This window comes from Sediminibacterium sp. GW821-FHT12F12 (genome assembly GCF_058806635.1).
On sequence record NZ_JBXAPW010000004.1, the window covers coordinates 100,690 to 119,679 of the forward strand.

Below are 18,990 nucleotides of genomic sequence, written 5' to 3' on the forward strand. Positions count from 1 at the left end.
AAGGGGGTTACACATGAAAGTAATGAAGTTTGGAGGCACCAGCGTTGGTAAGCCGGAACGTATGCACCAGGTATCGCAACTCATCACCAAAGATGCAGAACCAACCATCGTTGTATTAAGTGCGCTCAGTGGTACTACCAATGCATTGGTAGAGATCAGTAATAATTTATCGCAGGGTGAAAGGGGATTGGCGAAAGAGCATATCGATAAACTGGAAGCACATTACCGCAGTTTTGTGATTGATCTGCTGAAGCAGGAAACAACCCGTGCCAAAGGCAATGCCATTGTAACCGAACATTTTGAATTTCTCAATATTATTTTACGGATCTCTTTCAGTGAAGCGCTGAACAAAGATATCCTCGCACAGGGTGAGCTGATGAGCACAAAACTATTCAGTACTTACCTGGAAGAGCAGGGTATTGATCACTTGTTGTTGCCGGCGCTCGAGTTTATGTCTGTTGATGCAAATGAAGAGCCGCAACTGAGCAGTATCAGAACCAAACTAACACACCTGTTGCAGGAGCATAAGGATAAAAAATTATTCATTACCCAGGGATATATCTGTCGAAATGCCAAGGGAGAAGTAGATAACCTGAAACGGGGAGGCAGTGATTATACCGCTTCGCTGATTGCTGCGGCAGTGCATGGTTCTGTTTGTGAGATCTGGACAGATATTGATGGTATGCACAATAACGATCCGCGGATCGTTGATAAAACCGTTGCCATCAAGCAGCTGAGTTTTGATGAAGCGGCGGAGCTGGCTTATTTCGGTGCCAAGATACTGCACCCAACCTGTATCTGGCCCGCACAGCAGGAGAATGTACCGGTTAAATTGCTGAATACGATGGAGCCGGATGCACATGGAACCGTGATCACCAAAGAAGCGGGTAGCGTAGGAGTAAAAGCGGTTGCTGCCAAAGACGGTATCATCGCCATCAAGATCAAGAGCAGCCGGATGCTGCTGGCCTACGGTTTCCTGCGTAAAGTATTTGAAGTGTTTGAAAAATACCATACTTCCATCGATATGATCACCACTTCAGAAGTGGCGGTATCTGTTACCATCGATTCGGATATCTACCTGCTCCAGATCGTTCGCGAACTGGAACCATTTGGTACGGTAGAAGTGGAAGACCAGCAGACCATCGTATCCATTGTAGGTAACGAGATCGCCAAAACAGAAGATGTATTACATAAACTGTTCACGGCGGTAAGCGAGATACCGGTAACCATGGTTAGTTATGGAGGTAGTCCGCATAATATTTCACTGCTGGTTCCCAGCGCCTATAAAACCAAAACATTACAGTTGCTGAACAAAGGACTGTTTGGTTTATAAATCAACTATGGCTAATAAGATCATCATCAACCGGAAAAGTGAATGGCGCAACCGCAACCGTGGGTTCCAGGTATTTATCGATGGAAAAGAAGTAGGTAAGATTACCAATGGCAGCTCGGAAGAATATCAGGCTGAACCCGGTACGCATACAATACAATGTAAGATTGCCTGGTGCAGTAGTCCTGCAATTACCATTGTAGTAAAAGATGGGGAGAACAGTTTTGTAACCGTTGGCTCAGCCATGAAATTTTATAACATAGGAATGGTGCTGGCGCTGCTGGTGATCGTTGCCGGCTTTGGCATACCTTCTTTCCTGCATGTGCCGCTGCCGGCTTATTTTGGAACAGTGCAGCTCGCGGTATTCCTGCCTTTTCTGGCGTACCTGTTATATTATCAAACCCTGGGGCGAAAGAACTATATCACCATCACCGAGGATGCCAATAATATTTTCCGGTAAGAGCAGCGAAAGCCACTGATTGTTCAGTGGCTTTTTTCATACCACATAAAAGCGTAGTATTGTATAACTAAATTTATAGTTATGCGGTTGGCTCCTCTGCTTCTGATTGGATTTCTGCTGTGGTCATTAACGGGATTTGCACAGGTTGATCTGGGAGGAAAGGTATTGTCGTCCGATAATAAAATTCCGGTAGCATCGGCCAACGTATATATCAGCAATAGTTCCGTAGGTACCGTTACCGATGAAAAAGGGCAATTTGTCATCCGGAATTTTCCCGCCGGCAGGTACGATCTGGTGGTTTCCTGTATCGGGTACGAAACACAGGTGATCACGCTTTCTTCCAGCCAGTTACCGCCAGTTTTAACCATCCTGCTTAAGCCAAAAATCAATGAATTGCAGGAAGTGATCGTTGAACCTTATGAAAAGAATGGCTGGGAGAAATGGGGCAGTTTTTTTATGGAGAATTTTATCGGTACTTCTGCCTTCTCCAGGGATTGTAAACTGTTGAATAAAGAGGTGATTAAATTCCGTTTCAGTAAAAAAAATAATACACTGAAAGCCATTGCCAACGACCGGCTGGTGATCGAGAACCGGGCTTTGGGCTATGTGTTGAAATACGATCTTACCCGCTTTGAATACGATTTTGGTACAAGGATCTTTTTATACCAGGGATATCCCTTATTTGAAGAGATGGAAACCAAAAGAAAAGGTTTACAGAAACGATGGGCAGAGAACCGGGAAGATGCTTACTATGGTTCCGTGATGCATTTTATGCGCAGCCTGTTCCGCAATAAACTGGTAGAACAGGATTTTGAAGTGCGTAAACTCATCAAATTACCCGATGCAGAGAAGAAACGGGTAAGGGCCCTGTACCGCGCCCAGGCGGTGAATGCTGCTATCAACGGAACGGTAATGGTCGATGGCCAGTTGCCCGGTCTGCGCCGCGATTCTGCAGCCTATTACCGCAAAGTGATGAACGAACCGGAATCAATGAATGTACTCATCAATACCATTCTGCCTGGAGATAGTATTGCTTATGCGTTGGATAGTGCTACGGTAGGATTGGAATTCAACGATTACTTGCAGGTAGTATATACCAAAAAGAAAACCCCACCCGAATACCAGAAAATGTTGCCACGTGGTGTAACGAGTATCCTGCTTACTTCTGAACTGTTCAGAACCTCTGCCAATCCCATCATGGTGCTGGCCAGCGGTAATTATTTTGAAGGTACAGACCTGATCACTTCCGGTTACTGGGCCTGGTCTGAAAAGATCGCGAATCTGTTACCGAACGAGTATTGGCCCTCGCCCAAAAAATGAAAAGGGAACTTGGTTCCTTTGCGTGCCATTTTTCTCACAAACTTGCAGTAAAGCAGGCAGATCCCTCTTTTCCTCTTTCTCTCTTTTAGCTCTTAGTGAAACAAAGACTCCTGCTTATTAGCGAAATGGCTGAAAGTGCAAGAAGTTTCGCTAAGAGAAGGACAAGAGAGAAAGAGAATAAAAAAGGGTAGCCGTTTTATGCTGGAAGTACAGCATATAGATCCATTTTGAAATTCCAATCCGCATCCTTGCCATCATGTTCAATCATCTCCTAAGGGAAATAAAAAAGGACACAGTGTTTGTACTGTGTCCTTTTTCATTTGTATGATTATATCAGATGATCAGTAACGCATCTCCATAACTGAAGAAACGGTATTTGTCTTTGATGGCTTTTTTATACGCTTCCATCGCCAGGTCATAACCGGCAAAAGCACAGGTCATGATGAGCAGACTGGTTTTGGGTAAATGGAAATTGGTAACCAGACTATCCGCCACATTGAATTTATAAGGTGGGTGGATGAAGTGGTTGGTCCAGCCCTCGCTTGGTTTCAGCATTTTCTGCGCGGTAAAACTGCTTTCCATGGCACGCATGGTAGTGGTTCCGATAGAGCAGATGCGGTGGCCGGTTTCTTTGGCTTTGTTTACAATATTGCAGGCCTGTTCGTTAATGGCGTAGTATTCTGCATCCATCTTGTGTTTGCTCAGGTCTTCTACTTCAATGGGGCGGAAAGTACCGAGGCCGGTATGCAGGGTAACTTCTGCAAAACGGATCCCGAGGATCTCACAACGTTTGATCAGCTCTTTACTGAAGTGTAAACCGGCAGTAGGGGCTGCAACGGCACCTTCATGTTTGGCATATACGGTCTGGTAGCGTTCTTTATCTTCTTCATCCGGCTTGCGCTTGATGTATTTGGGTAGAGGGGTTTCTCCCAGATGCTCCAGCATTTTTTTGAAGCTCTCATCATCATCATCCCACAGAAAACGGATGGTACGGCCACGGCTGGTGGTATTGTCGATTACTTCGGCAACCAGTTCTTCGTTTTCGCCGAAATAGAGTTTATTGCCTACACGGATCTTTCTTGCGGGATCAACGATCACATCCCATAAACGGTTGGGTTTATTCAGTTCACGAAGCAGAAACACTTCGATCTTGGCACCGGTTTTTTCTTTACGGCCATACATTCTTGCCGGAAATACCTTGGTGTTATTTACTACAAATACATCCTTGTCATCGAAATACTCTAAGATGTCGCGGAAATGCCTGTTCTCCATATGCCCGCTTTTACGATCAACAACCATCATACGGCTGTCTTCTCTTTTTTTGGTCGGGTTCTGTGCAATCAGGTTCAGTGGAAGGTCAAACTTGAATTGGGATAATTTCATGTGTCTAATCCTGTTTTAAGATGATAGCCACAATCAGTTTGTTGTCCCGCCAGAGCGGCAGGAGGCACTAACTTCATGTTACGGCATGAATTTCAGAAGTCGGCAAAGGTAAGATAAGATAGGGAATATGCCAATTTGAACCAATATCACCACCTGATAACTGTGGATATCTTACCGGCTGATTCCAGGAATAGAAGATATAAGTCTTTGTGTATAAGCACTTTGTGGATGATTGTACACTTCATCGGCTAATCCCATTTCCTCTATCCGCCCTTTGTTCATGACCATGATCCTGTCGCTGATATACCGCACCACCGACAGATCGTGCGAAATAAAGATTGCCGTGAACCCGAACTCTTTTTTCAGGTCGTTCAGCAGGTTTAGCACCTGGGCCTGCACACTTACATCGAGGGCCGACACACTTTCGTCGCAGATAATAAAGGAAGGCTGCAAAGCCAGTGCCCGGGCAATCACGATGCGTTGTCTTTGTCCGCCACTGAATTCATGCGGATAACGATGGTAATGTTCCGGCAGCAGGTTCACTTTTTCCAACAGTTCCACCACTTTCTCTTTTCGTTCTTTCCGGTGAGAGATCAATCCATGTACCTGCAAAGGTTCCGCAATGGCGTCGCCGATAGTGATGCGGGGATTCAGGGAGGAGTAGGGGTCCTGGAAAATGATCTGCATATCTTTCCGGAGGGCTGTGAGCTGTGAGCTGCGAGCTGTGAGCAGATCGGTATTTTTGTATTGGATAGATCCTCTCGTAACATCGATCAATCTCAGCAGGGCTCTTCCTAAGGTGCTTTTGCCACAACCGGATTCGCCTACTAATCCGAGTGTTTCTCCTTCAAATAAGTCAAAGCTCACATCATCTACCGCTTTGGTATACGCGGTTACTTTTCCAAGAAATGTTTTTTTTGTGGGGAACCAGACTTTGATATTTCTGACAGAAAGGAGAGGTGAGTGGTGAGTAGTGAGTGGTGAGTTAGGTTCCGGTTTTACCGTGAAACGCTGAGTATTCACTCCTAACTCCAGACTCCCAACTCCAGACTTTTCTTTTATGTTCCCTGTACTGTCCACCTCCATAAAATCACTCACTACCGGTAAACGTTCTCCTTTAGGGTGCAGCATGGGGCGGCAGGCGAGTAAGGCTTTGGTATAGGGGTGTTGCGGGTTGGTAAAAAGCGCAGAGGCATTGTTCTGTTCTACAATTTCTCCTTTGTACATAACGGCCACACGGTCGGCGATATCAGCTACTACGCCCAGGTCGTGCGTGATAAAAATCACACCCATCTGGTTCTGTAACTGCAGTTCGCGGATCAGTTGCAGGATGTTTTTCTGCACGGTTACATCCAGTGCTGTAGTAGGCTCATCACAGATCAGCAGATCGGGCTCACAGCTCATGGCCATGGCAATCATGACCCGCTGTTTCTGTCCGCCGCTTAACTGATGCGGATACCGTTGATACATGCCCGCCGGATCAGGCAACTGCACTTTTTCAAACAATGCGATGGTTCTTTGGGTAGCTTCTTCGTTGCTGACTTTGTTATGCTGCAGAATGGCTTCGCGCACCTGGAAACCACAGGTAAGCACGGGGTTCAGCGAGGTCATGGGTTCCTGAAAGATCATGGCTACCCGGTTGCCGCGGATGGATTGTAATTGTTCGCGGGGTACCTGCAACATATCCAGGGTTTTATCGCCATAGGTCAATAAGATCTCTCCGGAAGTATAGATGGCAGGAGGGGCGGGCAATAATTGCAGTATGGACAGGGAGGTTACTGATTTACCAGAACCAGATTCGCCCACAATGGCCAGTAACTCGCCGCGGGAAACAGATATATTGATATTCTTTAATGCTTTTGTGCGGGTGCTATCTGTCAGAAAATCGATACTGAGTTGCTTGATGGTTAGCAGGGGCTGGGGCATGGGTAAAGATAAATGGGAAAATGATTGGGTAGCTAAAATCTGTTGGTGGAGGGGCTTCTCTTTTATAAATGACGGGTTTTCCAGCGAAAAAAGCAGGTTACTGTAAAATAACTTTTCAACAGGTATTTTTTACACAAACACTACCATTATTGACGCCCTTTCACTTACTTTTGCGCTCACAATTGTTAGTTTCTGAAAACTGATAAAGCGTTTCTGTAAAAATCAGCTTATGATCCGAAAATCCTGGTGGAAGATAGCAAGTTTCGTTTTACTCCTGTATACCTGCTCTTACGGCTTTATGGTTGAAGTGCCTTCCCCGCCAGGTGTTCCGCTTAAAGAAACCATCCGCAATCTTTTTTTTCATGTAGCTATGTGGTTCGCCATGATGGTTTGTTTTACGGTTTCCGTAGTATATGCCATCCGTTTTTTGCGTAAACAGGATGCCGTTGACGAAATCTATTCTACTGAGTTTGCCCGTACAGGAACAGTGTTGGGTGTGCTGGGCTTGCTTACCGGCATGATCTGGGCTAATTCTCAATGGGGCAAAGCCTGGAGTGGTGATGCCAAGCAGAACGGTACCGCTATTGCCTTACTGATCTACTTCGCTTATTTCGTATTGAAAGGAAGTTTACAGGATGAAGAGAAACAGGCAAGGATTGGGGCAGTGTATAATATTTTTGCTTTTTTCATGCTGTTTCCTACTATCTGGATCCTACCAAGATTGGCTGAAAGCCTGCATCCAGGCGGATTGGGCAGCGAAGGCAACCCTGGATTGAATCCGAAAGATACCAGTAACTCTATGCGCACAGTTATGTATCCCGCTTTTATTGGCTGGTCGTTGTTAAGTGTATGGATCACTACTTTACGGATCCGGGTACAAATGATTAATTATAAAAGATTAAACCATGAATAAACTGGTAAAAACGATTAGCCTGATATTGTTGCTGGTAATCAGCACAAATTTACAGGCACAGGAAACAGTTGCAGAAGATACTGCAGGTCTCATGCGCAGCAATGGAAAGATCTATGTAGTGGTGGCCGTTGTGGTAACGATATTGCTGGGGTTGTTCGCGTATGTATTTAACCTGGACAGGAAGATCAGTAAATTGGAGAAAAATTTGTGATGGTGAATGGTCAATAGTGAATAGTAGTATTTGCTTTATTGCCCATTGACCATTGCCAATTCACCCCAACAGTTTCAACAAAGCTCAACGGCAGTTATGCTGCCTGTTACATAAAGTCAAAATTAAAACTATTACTCATGTCAAGTCAACAAGCGTATAGCTTCTTTCAAAGCGTAGAAAAGAGCTTTGATAAAGCTACAAAGTTTACCAAGTGGGAAAAGGGATTGCTGGAGCAGATCAAAGCCTGTAACAGTGTGTACAGCATGCGTTTTCCGGTGAAAATGGATGATGGCAGTATCGAAGTGATTGAAGCGTATCGTGTGCAGCACTCGCAGCACAAATCGCCTTGTAAAGGCGGGATCCGTTTCAGCGAGGAAGTGAACCAGGATGAAGTAATGGCACTGGCATCGCTGATGACCTACAAATGTGCGATCGTGAATGTGCCTTTTGGTGGTGCCAAGGGCGGTATCAAGATCAATCCCAGAAAACACAGTGTGTACGAACTGGAAAAAATCACCCGCCGTTATACAAGCGAGCTGGTGAAGAAGAATTTTATCGGACCTGGTATTGATGTGCCTGCGCCTGATTACGGAACCGGTGAAAGAGAAATGGCATGGATCGTAGATACCTATCAATCACTGAAACCCGGTGAAATTGATGCAGCCGGTTGTGTTACCGGAAAACCGATTACACAAGGTGGTGTGCGTGGCCGTAAAGAAGCTACCGGACTGGGTGTATTCTTCGGCATCCGTGAAGTACTGAATATGCCGGATGTAATGGCCAAACAGTGTATGACCGTAGGGGTAGAAGGTAAGACCGTTGTGGTACAGGGATTGGGTAATGTGGGTTACCACTGCGCCAAGTTCTTCCGGGAACATGGTTCCAAAGTAGTATCCATTGCAGAATACGAAGGTGCCATCTACAATGCCAATGGTTTGAACGAAGAAGAAGTGTTCCAGCATAGAAAAGCAACCGGCTCTATCCTGAACTTTCCAGGTGCTACCAACCTCGCTAAAAGCGGCGATGCACTGGAACTGGAATGTGATGTGCTGATTCCTGCGGCACTTGAGAATGTGATTAACGGAGAGAATGCAGAACGCGTAAAAGCCAAAGTGATCGGCGAAGCAGCTAACGGTCCGTTAACACCCGAAGCGGATGAAGTATTTGCGAGAAAAGGGATCCTGGTAGTGCCTGATATGTACCTGAATGCGGGTGGTGTAACCGTATCTTATTTTGAGTGGTTAAAGAACCTGAGTCACGTACGTTATGGAAGGATGGAGAAAAGGTTCACAGAGAATATGAACGAAAGAATTCTCGAGCAGATGGAAAGCCTGACATCAAAAAAAGTGGAATCCAGCGAACGTAACCGGATCATGCACGGTGCGGATGAGATAGACCTGGTGCATAGCGGACTGGAAGAAACCATGATTGGTGCCACCCGCGAGATCATGGAGATCTGGAAAAACAATCCGGAGATTCCTGATATGCGAACCGCTGCTTATGTATGTGCCATTAATAAAGTGGGCACTACGTATGCGGAACTGGGGATCTTCCCATAGGAACAGATGAACAGATGAATATCGAACAAGGAACAGACGAATATCGAAGTTCTTTTTTCGTCTAACTATATCATTTCAAAAAGCCGTTGTTTTTGCAGCGGCTTTTTTATTTGCATTGATCCTTATTCGTAGACCTTATTTTTTGTAATAGCTGAGCCAGCATTAAGAAAACGAGGGGAAACGGGTAATGGGGGCTGCTGTTCCGTTGCGTAAGTCGAAGCCTGCTGTATCTGATCCGTTGGTGATGATGATATAGCTGGCCCGGAGGCTGATATTGTAGTTGAGTACCTGTTTGAGTACAGCTTCGCTTAAGGGTACGCCCATTTCTTTGCATTCGATGATCATCCACGGGGTTGATTCGCGGTAAATGAGAATGTCGAATCTTTTTTTCAGTTCACCCAAACTGATTTCTTTTTCAACGGCAATTAAGGAAGCGGGGTATTGTAAGTTTTGTACCAGGTATTGCAGCATATTCTGCCGTACCCATTCTTCGGGCGTAAGGCGGACCCATTGTTTACGAAAGCTGTCGAAGATCCATTCTTTTTCATCCTCTTTTTTAAAACGGAAATCGTGTTGTGGATAGCTGACAGGGATCATGGGCTTGGTGATAGCGGCTAATTTTTGTAATTTAGCCAATTATTTTTTTCAAAGATACCTATGTGTATCTCTCAAATCAACGGATTATGAAAACAAAAGAAGAGATCGTTAATAACTGGCTGCCCAGGTATACGGGAGAAGTACTGGAAAATTTTGGCAAGTATGTGTTGCTCACTAATTTCAGCAATTATGTAACCATGTTTGCCCAGTGGAACAACGTAAAAGTAGTGGGCACTGACAGACCCATGCAGTGCGCCACGGCAGATGGGATTACCATTATCAATTTCGGGATGGGCAGTCCGGGTGCAGCTACCGTAATGGATCTGTTAACAGCTATCCAACCCGAAGCGGTCTTGTTTCTGGGTAAATGCGGCGGGTTAAAACGAAGGAATAAAATTGGCGACCTGATTCTGCCCATTGCGGCCATCAGGGGAGAGGGTACCTCGAATGATTATTTTCCGCCGGAAGTACCTGCCATGCCGGCCTTTGCTTTGCAGAAAGCCATTTCTACCACTATCCGTGATTACCAGGTAGATTACTGGACGGGTACCGTATATACCACCAACCGTAGGGTATGGGAACATGATGAAGAGTTTAAAGCTTACCTCACCAGAGTGCGTGCCTATGCCATTGATATGGAAACAGCAACCATTTTTACAGTAGGTTTCTATAACAAGATCCCAACCGGTGCCTTATTGCTGGTGAGCGATCAGCCGATGATTCCGGAGGGTGTGAAAACAGAGGAGAGCGATAAAAAAGTAACTTCCCAGTTTGTGGAGAACCATTTAAAGATCGGGATTGATTCATTGAAACAACTGATCAATAAGGGTCAGACGGTGAGACATCTGCGGTTTTAGCATACGTTCTTCTATGTAATATCAGCGTATCATAAGCATAGTATTATAGGGATTAGCATTCAGGCCGCTTTAGTGTCACGACTGCTAATCCCTCCAGAGAAAGGGGAAAAGAATAACGGCCAGCGCGATTACCATGAGGTCGAGTCCGGCCAATAAGCCCACCATTTGCCACCAGCCACCCTGTATTACGGATGCGAAAGCGGTGGAAGAGATCTTCATCAACAACAATAACTGTGGTATGATAATGGGGAAGCCCATGATGGCCATCAGGGCTGCTTGTTGTTGCGCTTTAGCCGCGATAGCCGCCAGGAAAGTAAATACCAGACTCAGACTGATGCCTCCCAGACAGGTAATGAATATAAAAGTGAGGCCATTTTCCAATGGGTTGCCGAGCAATACGGTGAAAACAGCAAGACTTAACAGGCTCATTACCACCATCAGTAAGGCATTGAACAACAACTTCGACAATACAAAATCCCTCGCACCTGCAATAGAGTAGAAATAGAGCATACGGCCCTTGCTTTCCTGCAAAAAACTCTTGGCCACGGCATTGATACATACAAATAGCTGTATTACCCAGAATAAACCGTTCCATACTTTTTCTTCGGGCTGATCCATAGAAAGATAGACCACAAAAATGGTAGAAGCCACATACAGCAGGATACCATAAAGTGTGTACTGCTGCCTGGTTTCGAGCAGCAGGTCTTTCTGCATCAGGGATAATATCCTGTGGTTAGTTCTCATGGGCACATTTGCGGCATCGGGGTTCGTAGGTCTCTTTCTCGCCCAGTAGTACCTGTCCTTCCTGGGCTGTTTTCCGGAACGAAACATTGGCAATATTGCCGCAGCGCATACAGATAGCGTGGAGTTTCGTGATATAGTCGGCAATAGACAAAAGGTAAGGCATCTGTCCAAAAGGGCGGCCGAGGTAATCCATATCCAGGCCGGCCACAATTACGCGTACACCCCTGAGTGCCAGTGTTTCACATACATGGCGGATCTCATCGTCGAAGAACTGGGCTTCATCTATGCCCACCACATCTACCCCTTCCGCCATCAGCAGGATGGTCTGGGAGTTATCAATAGGCGTAGATTGGATGGCGTTGGCATCATGACTCACTACATTGTTTTCGTCGTAACGCACATCTATGGCAGGTTTGAAGATCTCCACTTTCAGATTGGCAATTTTGGCCCTTTTCAGTCTGCGGATCAGTTCTTCGGTCTTGCCGCTGAACATACTTCCGCAGATTACTTCAATCCAACCCCTTCTTTCGCCTGATATATTCGGTTCAATAAACATCCGTAAAATAAATTAAACAGGAAAACGTTTGTAACTTTAAGCAAACCCAACTAATTGGTAACCCCCAAATGTATTACATCCAATGGAAAGAGTGGGCACGTTGATCAACAAACTGAAAGAACAATTTGAACAGCAGGCTGATACCGATAAACTGGCGGTAACGGCGCAGATGCTGTTGGCAGAGTTACAGGCCAACCAGTCTGCACAATCCAGCGGCAGCAAGGTTTCTGTGGTGCTGCCCTCCGTATCTGTTCATGCCGCTCAGCCGGTTGGTGAACCCGAACAGGCCGTTCCGGAAAAAGCAGAAAAACCGGCTGCTAACTGGCTGTTTGAAATGCCGGTAGAAATTCCCACATTACTACACCAGACTGCCAGTCCGGAGCCCGCCGTTACCAGCGAAAAGCAAACCGTTAAAAAAGAATCATTTGAATTTAACACACTGTTAGCTACCCATACCGAGAGCCTGAATGAAAAACTGAAGGAAGAAAGGGTAGAAGTGGCGGCTGCTTTGCAGGGTACCCCTATCCGTGATCTGAAAAAAGCCATCGGCATCAACGATCGGTTCCTGTTTGTGAATGACTTATTCAGGGGGGATGAGAATATGTATGAGCGAAGTATCAAAACCATTAACAGCTTCAATATTTACCCCGAAGCGCAGTACTGGATCCAGCGGGAGCTGAAAGTGAAACTCAGCTGGCCCGATCATAGTGAGGCGGTGAAAATCTTTGATCAGCTCGTTAAAAGACGTTTTTCCTGAATCAGCCTCAGCACTTTATCTGTAGCACCCGCTTTCGATTTTACATAGTGGCCCGCTGCCCGGGCAGCAGTTGCATACATCTCCTTTTTCTCCAGTAATTCCTGCAGCAGTTTTTCCAGTTCCAGCGCATCTTCAATCACAAAAGCACCTCCCTGATCAATCATTTCTTCCGCTTCGGCATATTTATCATACACGGGGCCAAATACAACGGGGATCTGATATACGGCGGCTTCCAGGATATTATGGATGCCATCGTCTCCAAACCCTCCTCCCACATAAGCAATTGTGGCGTAATGGTATAAGCGGCTGAGCATACCCATGTTATCGATGATCAGCACATTCAGGTCTGCAGGGATGGGTTCGTTTTTTTCGAGGGCATTCCGGTAGGCTGAGAACAGCATGGAATGTTTGTAGAGTTGCAGGCACTCTTCCAGTCTTTCGGGTTCAATGTCGTGTGGCGCAATGATCCAGCGGGTTTCCGGGCGAGTGTTGGCAAAATGGTCCAGTTCTTCATCGTCTTCTGTCCAGGTACTGCCGGCTACGACGGTGGGATATGCCCCACAGAACTGTTCTATCACCGGGATCGGCTCAAATCTTTCTGCAATGGTAAGCACACGATCGAACCGGGTATCACCACTGATGATCACATTGTTTGTATAACCGATGGATGCCAGCAGTTGGGCAGCCGTTTCGTTCTGCACCAATAGCCAGGAGAAAGTTGCCAGCATTTTGCGGTGAAGGGATCCGTACCATGTAAAAAAGGGTTGATCCCCGCGGAAAATACCGGATACCAGCAGCAGGGGAATTTCTCTGTTACGGATCTCGGTCAGGTAATAAAACCAGAATTCGTATTTGATGAAAACCACCAATGAGGGTTGTACAATATCCAGAAAGCGGTCTGCATGACGGGGCGAATCCATTGGTAGATAAAAAATATGGTCGGCGCCCTTAAAATCTTTACGGATCTCATACCCTGACGGAGAAAAGAAAGTAAGCAGGATCTGGTGGTTGGGATATGATTTTTTGAGACCTTCCAGCACCGGCAGCCCCTGTTCGAATTCTCCCAGCGAGGCGCAATGGATCCAGATGACCGGGTGTGGATTTTTATAAAAGGCAGCAGATAGCTTTTCAAATAGTTTTTTTCTGCCCAGTACCCATAATCTTGCTTTGGCATTTCCCAGACCAATAATCCGGGCGATAATGGGGTATAGCCAGATGAATAAACGGTAGAGCAGCATACGGGTGGCTTAATACTGTAAAGAAACAAATAAAACGGCTTATACAGCAGATGGCTTTTATACCTGTGGTACGCAGATATAGCCCTTTTGCAGTAATTTTGACGCTCGTAAATGCAGAATTTTATGCGGCCGATACAAATGGTGGATACCCGTACCCAATACGGGAAGATTAAAAAGGAGGTGGATAGTGCCATACAGGAAGTACTGGATAGTGCCGCTTATATTAACGGGAAGCCGGTACAGGATTTTGCCAATGCCCTGAGTCAATATGTAGGGGTAAAACACACGATCCCCTGCGCCAATGGTACCGATGCCTTGCAGATAGCCATGATGGCATTGGATCTGCAGCCGGGAGATGAAGTGATCACGCCTTCTTTTACTTATATCGCTACTACAGAAGTAGTGGCATTATTAAGACTGAAACCGGTTTTTGTAGAGGTAGATCCCCGTACTTTCTGTATGGACCCTGCCGCCTTGCGCAAAGCGATCACTCCCAGAACTAAGGCAATTGTGCCGGTACATCTGTACGGTCACGCTGCGCCGATGGAAGAGATTATGGCCATTGCCCGCGAATTTGGTTTGTATGTAATTGAGGATAATGCACAAGCCATCGGTTGTGATTACCGTTTTGCGGATGGTAGTGTACAAAAAACGGGTAGTATAGGAACGATTGGAGCCACTTCTTTTTATCCCAGTAAGAACCTCGGCGCCTTTGGCGATGGGGGGGCTATTTTTACGAATGATGCAGCACTGGCGAATAAATTGAAGATGATCGCCAATCACGGACAGCAAAAGCGGTATTATCATGAGATGGTGGGTTGTAATTCACGTCTGGATACGATACAGGCCGCGGTACTGGGAATTAAATTAACGCATCTGGATGCGTACAATAAAGCGCGCAAATCAGTAGCAGCGTATTATAATGAAGCATTTGCTGTTACGGAGAAGATTACAACGCCATTTGTAGCTGCTTACAGCGATCATGTATATCATCAGTACACACTTGTTTTACATGGTGTTGACCGCGATGGATTGAATAGTTATCTTGCTGAACAGAAAATTCCATCTATGATTTATTATCCGGTTCCCGGGCACAGGCAGCAGATGTTTGCATCTTTTGGCCTTACTACGACTGACATGCCAACCACTGATTGGTTAACAGAAAGAGTGATCTCATTGCCTGTTCATACAGAAATGGATGAAGAGCAATTGGCATATATTACCAGCCATGTATTGAATTATGTAAATCAGTAAGACATGAAAATTGCAGTAGTTGGAACGGGATATGTAGGGCTTGTAACCGGTACTTGTTTTGCAGAAACAGGCAATAAAGTTATTTGCATAGATATTGATCAGGATAAAGTAGAAAAGCTTTCTAATGGAGAGATCACTATATATGAGCCGGGTCTCGAAAAGATTTTTCTTCGCAATCTCAAAGAAAACCGGTTGAAGTTTACAACGGATCTGGCAACCGGCGTACAGGATGCAGAGATCATATTTCTTGCTCTCCCCACACCACCCGGTGAGGGCGGCGCTGCCGACCTGCGGTATGTATTGGGTGTGGCCACGGAATTGGGAAAACTGCTGACGGATTACAAAGTAATTGTTGACAAAAGTACAGTGCCGGTAGGTACTGCAGAAAAAGTGCAGGCGGCTATTGCTGTGAACTACAAGGGAGAATTTGATGTAGTGAGTAATCCAGAGTTTTTACGCGAAGGAGTAGCTGTTGATGATTTCATGAAACCAGACAGAGTGGTGGTTGGTACCCGTTCCGAGAGAGCCAGAAAAGTAATGAGTGATCTCTATGCGCCCTTTGTGCGTCAGGGTAATCCGGTGATTTTTATGGACGAAAAATCAGCAGAGTTGACAAAGTATGCGGCTAATTCATTCCTTGCTACCAAGATTTCGTTTATGAATGAAATAGCGCAGCTCTGTGAGCGGTTAGGTGCTGACGTGGATATGGTACGAAGAGGGATAGGAAGTGATGAACGTATCGGTAAACGGTTTTTGTTTCCCGGTATTGGTTATGGGGGTAGTTGCTTTCCGAAGGATGTACAGGCTTTGATCATATCATCTGAAGAAGTGAATTATGATTTCAAAATTCTGAAAGCAGTGGAAAGCGTAAACGATCTGCAGAAACTGGACCTGGTGCCTAAGATAAAAGCGTATTTTAACGGAGATCTTAGCGACAAGCATTTTGCCCTGTGGGGACTGGCATTTAAACCCAATACAGATGATATCCGCGAGGCGCCAGCCTTATACCTGATAGAAGCATTACTGGAAGCGGGTGCTACCGTTACAGCATTTGATCCGGAAGCCATGGGTAATGTAAGGAAACTTGTTGGGGATAAAATCAGGTATGCAGAAAGCCAGTATGCTGCACTATCCGGTGCTGATGCATTGTTGATAGCCACCGAGTGGAGCGAGTTCCGTACACCGGATTTTGAGATGATTAACAGTAGCCTGAAGAATAAAGTAATTTTCGATGGACGAAACCTGTTTGATGTAAAATATATTTCTGATCTCGGTTACCATTATGAAAGTATTGGGCGCCCCATTGCAAAATAATATGGCACAAAAGAGGATATTAATTACGGGGGCTGCAGGTTTTTTAGGTTCGCATCTTTGCGATCGCTTTATCAAAGAAGGATATCATGTAATTGGCATGGATAACCTGATAACCGGTGATATCAGGAATATTGAACACCTCTTTCCGCTGGATCATTTTGAATTTTATCATCATGATGTTTCTACATTCATTCATGTATCCGGAGAGTTGGATTATATCCTGCATTTTGCTTCTCCTGCCAGTCCGATCGATTACCTGAAGATCCCGATACAGACCCTGAAAGTAGGGGCGTTGGGTACGCATAACTGCCTGGGACTGGCCAAAGAAAAAAAAGCACGTATCCTCGTGGCTTCCACCAGTGAAGTATATGGAGACCCGCTGGTTCACCCGCAAACGGAAGAATACTGGGGTAATGTAAATCCGGTAGGTCCGCGCGGGGTATATGATGAAGCCAAACGTTTCATGGAATCCATCACCCGTGCCTATCATACTTTTCATGGCGTTGAAACAAGGATCATCCGGATTTTTAATACGTATGGTCCCAGAATGCGATTGAATGATGGCCGCGCACTACCGGCATTTATAGGCCAGGCTTTGCGTGGAGAAGATCTGACTGTATTTGGCGATGGTAGCCAAACCCGTTCTTTCTGTTATGTGGATGACTTGGTAGAAGGCATTTACCGTTTGTTGATGAGCGATTACAGTATGCCGGTGAATGTGGGTAACCCCAATGAAATTTCTTTAAAGGATTTTGCAGAAGAAGTGTTGAAACTGACTGGCTCATCCGTAAAAATTATTTATAAAGACTTGCCTGCTGATGATCCCAAACAACGCAGACCGGATATCACCAAAGCCCGTGAAATATTAGGGTGGGAGCCAAAGATTGACCGAGAAGAGGGGTTGAAAAGGACCTATGCCTATTTTAAATCCCTGCCAAAAGAAGAATGGTCTAAACAACCCAAGGAATTTATTTCGCTGAAAAACAAATAACAGATCCATGTCAAAACCGCTTGTTGTTGTTACCGGTAAAAATGGCCAGCTGGGCTGGGAATTACAACAATTGGTTGCCAATGTTGAAACTGCTTTTGACTTCTTTTTCACCGGCAGAGAAGAGCTTGATCTGAGCGACCCCGAAATGATGCTTGCTTTTTTTCAACGACACAAACCGGCATACTTTATTAACTGCGCCGCTTATACAGGAGTAGATAAGGCAGAGTCTGAACAGGAATTTACTTACACGGTCAATGCTTCTTCCGTAGGTTTACTGGCAACGGAGTGCAGTAAACTGAACTGCCCGTTTATTACAATTTCTACAGATTATGTGTTTGATGGAAAAGGAACGGCGCCTTATGCAATAGATCATCCGGCCGATCCAGTGAATTATTACGGGTACAGCAAGTGGATGGGAGAGAAACTGGCACTTGCCAATAACCCCCATACCATTGTGATCCGGACCTCCTGGGTGTACAGCAGCCATGGAAATAATTTCGTGAAAACCATGTTGCGCCTGATGAAAGAAAAGGAAGAACTGAAAGTAGTGAATGATCAGATAGGTTCTCCCACTTATGCCGCCGACCTGGCATCGGCTATTTTGCAGATCATCACCAGACTGGCAGCTGGCAATGTACATTATGGCATTTATCACTTTAGTAATGAAGGGCAGATTTCCTGGTACGATTTTGCCGTAGCTATACGAACACTTGCCGGGTTGCCTTGTAGGGTACTGCCCATACCAACCAAAGATTTTCCAACACCTGCTAAACGACCGGCTTATTCAGTAATGGATACGCAACAGATCGTTAGAGATTTTGGCGTTCTGTTGAAAAACTGGAAAGAAAGTCTTGTTCAATGTATCAGTAAATTATCCTGATCAGTGGCTGAAAAGTTGCTGCAACTGCTCCATTCTTATTCCTTCATAATCTTTTACAATCCAGTCGGCACCGGTCAGTTCTTCCGGAGTATGCGTGGTGGTTAATGCGATCACTTTCATACCGGCGCCGCCTGCGGAAGTAATACCTACGGTAGCATCTTCAAACGCAATACATTTTTCAGCGGGTAATCCCAGCTCTTTTGCTGCCAGCTGATACATTTCCGGATGGGGTTTGCCATGGGTAATATCACTTCCCTTGATCACTCTTTTAAAATATCGTTTGATCGGTATATGCGAAAACAAAAAGTCAATATTATCCTGTATGCCGGAAGTGGCTATAACCATCGGAATCTGCGCCTGGTCCAGCAGTTCGAGGAGGGCTAATAAACCAGGTATGGGCTTGATATGTGCCGCATAAATTTCCCGGTACAGACTTTCTTTTTCGTTGGTGTATCGTTCAATCTCTTGCGCAGACATATCCCGTTGCTGAAAAACATATTTCACACAATCGGTCATGGTTCTGCCGTTGAAAGAGGCTTTGTATTCCTCCATCGTCAGTTCCCGGTTTCTTCTGCGATAGAATTCCTGCCAGGTAATAAAGTGAAACTGATTATTGTCAATCAATGTGCCATCAAGGTCAAAGGCAACGGCGAATGGAGGCATTGGGGGGGATTAGAAATTAAAAATTAGAAATTGGAAA

At 45.4% G+C, this 18,990-nt stretch carries 19 protein-coding genes; 12 read left to right on the forward strand and 7 right to left on the reverse strand.

From position 1 onward, the window contains the following. Positions 1–13 precede the first annotated feature (13 nt). The 3 genes from AC1RNB_RS08020 (at position 14) to AC1RNB_RS08030 (ending at position 3,110) form a co-directional block, all read left to right on the forward strand. Positions 14–1,333 (forward strand): aspartate kinase, encoded by a 1,320-nt coding sequence (locus AC1RNB_RS08020; RefSeq protein WP_493082148.1) that lies wholly within the window; start codon positions 14–16, stop codon positions 1,331–1,333. A 7-nt stretch (positions 1,334–1,340) separates the two neighbouring features. Next, positions 1,341–1,790 carry a hypothetical protein gene (locus AC1RNB_RS08025; protein ID WP_493082149.1) on the forward strand — a complete coding sequence of 150 codons (450 nt, stop codon included), beginning with the start codon at positions 1,341–1,343 and terminating at the stop codon, positions 1,788–1,790. Positions 1,791–1,871: 81 nt separating this feature from the next. After that, positions 1,872–3,110, forward strand: coding sequence for a carboxypeptidase-like regulatory domain-containing protein (locus tag AC1RNB_RS08030; protein WP_493082150.1), 1,239 nt, complete (start codon positions 1,872–1,874; stop codon positions 3,108–3,110). Positions 3,111–3,443: 333 nt separating this feature from the next. Here the strand turns inward: AC1RNB_RS08030 and queA are convergent, their stop codons facing one another. After that, entirely contained in the window at positions 3,444–4,493 is a 1,050-nt protein-coding gene (gene queA / locus AC1RNB_RS08035) for a tRNA preQ1(34) S-adenosylmethionine ribosyltransferase-isomerase QueA (RefSeq protein ID WP_493082151.1), read from the reverse strand. Positions 4,494–4,664: 171 nt separating this feature from the next. Further along, entirely contained in the window at positions 4,665–6,419 is a 1,755-nt protein-coding gene (locus AC1RNB_RS08040) for an ABC transporter ATP-binding protein (RefSeq protein ID WP_493082152.1), read from the reverse strand. Between the two features lie 229 nt (positions 6,420–6,648). Here AC1RNB_RS08040 and ccsA point away from each other — a divergent pair, with 229 nt between their 5' ends. The 3 genes from ccsA to AC1RNB_RS08055 all read left to right on the forward strand — a co-directional run bounded on the left by ccsA (position 6,649) and on the right by AC1RNB_RS08055 (position 9,102). After that, the gene (gene ccsA / locus AC1RNB_RS08045) at positions 6,649–7,332 is read left to right on the forward strand and encodes a cytochrome c biogenesis protein CcsA (protein ID WP_493082153.1); all 684 of its coding nucleotides are present in this window, start codon (positions 6,649–6,651) and stop codon (positions 7,330–7,332) included. Next, on the forward strand, positions 7,325–7,543 hold the full coding sequence (locus AC1RNB_RS08050) for a CcmD family protein (RefSeq protein WP_493082154.1): 219 nt from the start codon (positions 7,325–7,327) through the stop codon (positions 7,541–7,543). The genes ccsA and AC1RNB_RS08050 overlap by 8 nt, the downstream gene beginning before the upstream one ends. 137 nt (positions 7,544–7,680) lie before the next feature. Further along, the gene (locus tag AC1RNB_RS08055) at positions 7,681–9,102 is read left to right on the forward strand and encodes a Glu/Leu/Phe/Val family dehydrogenase (RefSeq protein ID WP_493082155.1); all 1,422 of its coding nucleotides are present in this window, start codon (positions 7,681–7,683) and stop codon (positions 9,100–9,102) included. Positions 9,103–9,264: 162 nt separating this feature from the next. On the opposite strand, the gene AC1RNB_RS08060 is transcribed toward AC1RNB_RS08055, so the two are convergent. Then, the gene (locus tag AC1RNB_RS08060) at positions 9,265–9,738 is read right to left on the reverse strand and encodes a type I restriction enzyme HsdR N-terminal domain-containing protein (protein ID WP_493082156.1); all 474 of its coding nucleotides are present in this window, start codon (positions 9,736–9,738) and stop codon (positions 9,265–9,267) included. 47 nt (positions 9,739–9,785) lie between these two features. On the opposite strand from AC1RNB_RS08060, the gene AC1RNB_RS08065 reads away from it, so the two are divergent. Beyond that, positions 9,786–10,556, forward strand: a complete 771-nt coding sequence (locus AC1RNB_RS08065; RefSeq protein ID WP_493082157.1) for an AMP nucleosidase — start codon at positions 9,786–9,788, stop codon at positions 10,554–10,556. Between the two features lie 84 nt (positions 10,557–10,640). Here the strand turns inward: AC1RNB_RS08065 and AC1RNB_RS08070 are convergent, their stop codons facing one another. Together AC1RNB_RS08070 and AC1RNB_RS08075 are read right to left on the reverse strand one after the other, a co-directional pair. Next, the gene (locus AC1RNB_RS08070) at positions 10,641–11,300 is read right to left on the reverse strand and encodes a heme exporter protein CcmB (protein ID WP_493082158.1); all 660 of its coding nucleotides are present in this window, start codon (positions 11,298–11,300) and stop codon (positions 10,641–10,643) included. Further along, positions 11,290–11,856, reverse strand: coding sequence for a thymidine kinase (locus AC1RNB_RS08075; protein WP_493082159.1), 567 nt, complete (start codon positions 11,854–11,856; stop codon positions 11,290–11,292). Before AC1RNB_RS08075 ends, AC1RNB_RS08070 begins: the two co-directional genes overlap by 11 nt. Before the next feature lie 82 nt (positions 11,857–11,938). Here AC1RNB_RS08075 and AC1RNB_RS08080 point away from each other — a divergent pair, with 82 nt between their 5' ends. Next, positions 11,939–12,613: a DUF8457 domain-containing protein gene (locus AC1RNB_RS08080; RefSeq protein ID WP_493082160.1), complete on the forward strand. Its 675-nt coding sequence runs from the start codon at positions 11,939–11,941 to the stop codon at positions 12,611–12,613. On the opposite strand, the gene AC1RNB_RS08085 is transcribed toward AC1RNB_RS08080, so the two are convergent. Continuing rightward, positions 12,586–13,851, reverse strand: a complete 1,266-nt coding sequence (locus AC1RNB_RS08085; RefSeq protein ID WP_493082161.1) for a 3-deoxy-D-manno-octulosonic acid transferase — start codon at positions 13,849–13,851, stop codon at positions 12,586–12,588. The two genes, AC1RNB_RS08080 and AC1RNB_RS08085, sit on opposite strands and share 28 nt — an antisense overlap. Before the next feature lie 123 nt (positions 13,852–13,974). On the opposite strand from AC1RNB_RS08085, the gene AC1RNB_RS08090 reads away from it, so the two are divergent. Genes AC1RNB_RS08090 through rfbD form a run of 4 tightly spaced genes read left to right on the forward strand, consistent with a single transcriptional unit; the run spans position 13,975 to position 18,290 of the window. Further along, positions 13,975–15,105 carry a DegT/DnrJ/EryC1/StrS family aminotransferase gene (locus tag AC1RNB_RS08090; protein WP_493082162.1) on the forward strand — a complete coding sequence of 377 codons (1,131 nt, stop codon included), beginning with the start codon at positions 13,975–13,977 and terminating at the stop codon, positions 15,103–15,105. A 3-nt stretch (positions 15,106–15,108) separates the two neighbouring features. Continuing rightward, positions 15,109–16,419, forward strand: a complete 1,311-nt coding sequence (locus tag AC1RNB_RS08095; RefSeq protein ID WP_493082163.1) for a UDP-glucose dehydrogenase family protein — start codon at positions 15,109–15,111, stop codon at positions 16,417–16,419. Position 16,420: 1 nt separating this feature from the next. Beyond that, complete coding sequence (locus AC1RNB_RS08100; protein WP_493082164.1) at positions 16,421–17,410, forward strand: UDP-glucuronic acid decarboxylase family protein; 990 nt, start codon at positions 16,421–16,423, stop codon at positions 17,408–17,410. Between the two features lie 7 nt (positions 17,411–17,417). Continuing rightward, positions 17,418–18,290 carry a dTDP-4-dehydrorhamnose reductase gene (gene rfbD, locus AC1RNB_RS08105; protein ID WP_493082165.1) on the forward strand — a complete coding sequence of 291 codons (873 nt, stop codon included), beginning with the start codon at positions 17,418–17,420 and terminating at the stop codon, positions 18,288–18,290. On the opposite strand, the gene AC1RNB_RS08110 is transcribed toward rfbD, so the two are convergent. After that, complete coding sequence (locus AC1RNB_RS08110; RefSeq protein ID WP_493082166.1) at positions 18,291–18,953, reverse strand: HAD family hydrolase; 663 nt, start codon at positions 18,951–18,953, stop codon at positions 18,291–18,293. Positions 18,954–18,990: the final 37 nt, after the last annotated feature.

Coding starts and splice junctions, on each gene's coding strand:
- AC1RNB_RS08020 (WP_493082148.1), top strand. CDS start 14: ATGAAAGTAATGAAGTTTGGAGGCACCAGCGTTGGTAAGCCGGAACGT.
- AC1RNB_RS08025 (WP_493082149.1), top strand. CDS start 1,341: ATGGCTAATAAGATCATCATCAACCGGAAAAGTGAATGGCGCAACCGC.
- AC1RNB_RS08030 (WP_493082150.1), top strand. CDS start 1,872: ATGCGGTTGGCTCCTCTGCTTCTGATTGGATTTCTGCTGTGGTCATTA.
- queA (WP_493082151.1), bottom strand. CDS start 4,493: ATGAAATTATCCCAATTCAAGTTTGACCTTCCACTGAACCTGATTGCA.
- AC1RNB_RS08040 (WP_493082152.1), bottom strand. CDS start 6,419: ATGCCCCAGCCCCTGCTAACCATCAAGCAACTCAGTATCGATTTTCTG.
- ccsA (WP_493082153.1), top strand. CDS start 6,649: ATGATCCGAAAATCCTGGTGGAAGATAGCAAGTTTCGTTTTACTCCTG.
- AC1RNB_RS08050 (WP_493082154.1), top strand. CDS start 7,325: ATGAATAAACTGGTAAAAACGATTAGCCTGATATTGTTGCTGGTAATC.
- AC1RNB_RS08055 (WP_493082155.1), top strand. CDS start 7,681: ATGTCAAGTCAACAAGCGTATAGCTTCTTTCAAAGCGTAGAAAAGAGC.
- AC1RNB_RS08065 (WP_493082157.1), top strand. CDS start 9,786: ATGAAAACAAAAGAAGAGATCGTTAATAACTGGCTGCCCAGGTATACG.
- AC1RNB_RS08070 (WP_493082158.1), bottom strand. CDS start 11,300: ATGAGAACTAACCACAGGATATTATCCCTGATGCAGAAAGACCTGCTG.
- AC1RNB_RS08075 (WP_493082159.1), bottom strand. CDS start 11,856: ATGTTTATTGAACCGAATATATCAGGCGAAAGAAGGGGTTGGATTGAA.
- AC1RNB_RS08080 (WP_493082160.1), top strand. CDS start 11,939: ATGGAAAGAGTGGGCACGTTGATCAACAAACTGAAAGAACAATTTGAA.
- AC1RNB_RS08085 (WP_493082161.1), bottom strand. CDS start 13,851: ATGCTGCTCTACCGTTTATTCATCTGGCTATACCCCATTATCGCCCGG.
- AC1RNB_RS08090 (WP_493082162.1), top strand. CDS start 13,975: ATGCGGCCGATACAAATGGTGGATACCCGTACCCAATACGGGAAGATT.
- AC1RNB_RS08095 (WP_493082163.1), top strand. CDS start 15,109: ATGAAAATTGCAGTAGTTGGAACGGGATATGTAGGGCTTGTAACCGGT.
- AC1RNB_RS08100 (WP_493082164.1), top strand. CDS start 16,421: ATGGCACAAAAGAGGATATTAATTACGGGGGCTGCAGGTTTTTTAGGT.
- rfbD (WP_493082165.1), top strand. CDS start 17,418: ATGTCAAAACCGCTTGTTGTTGTTACCGGTAAAAATGGCCAGCTGGGC.
- AC1RNB_RS08110 (WP_493082166.1), bottom strand. CDS start 18,953: ATGCCTCCATTCGCCGTTGCCTTTGACCTTGATGGCACATTGATTGAC.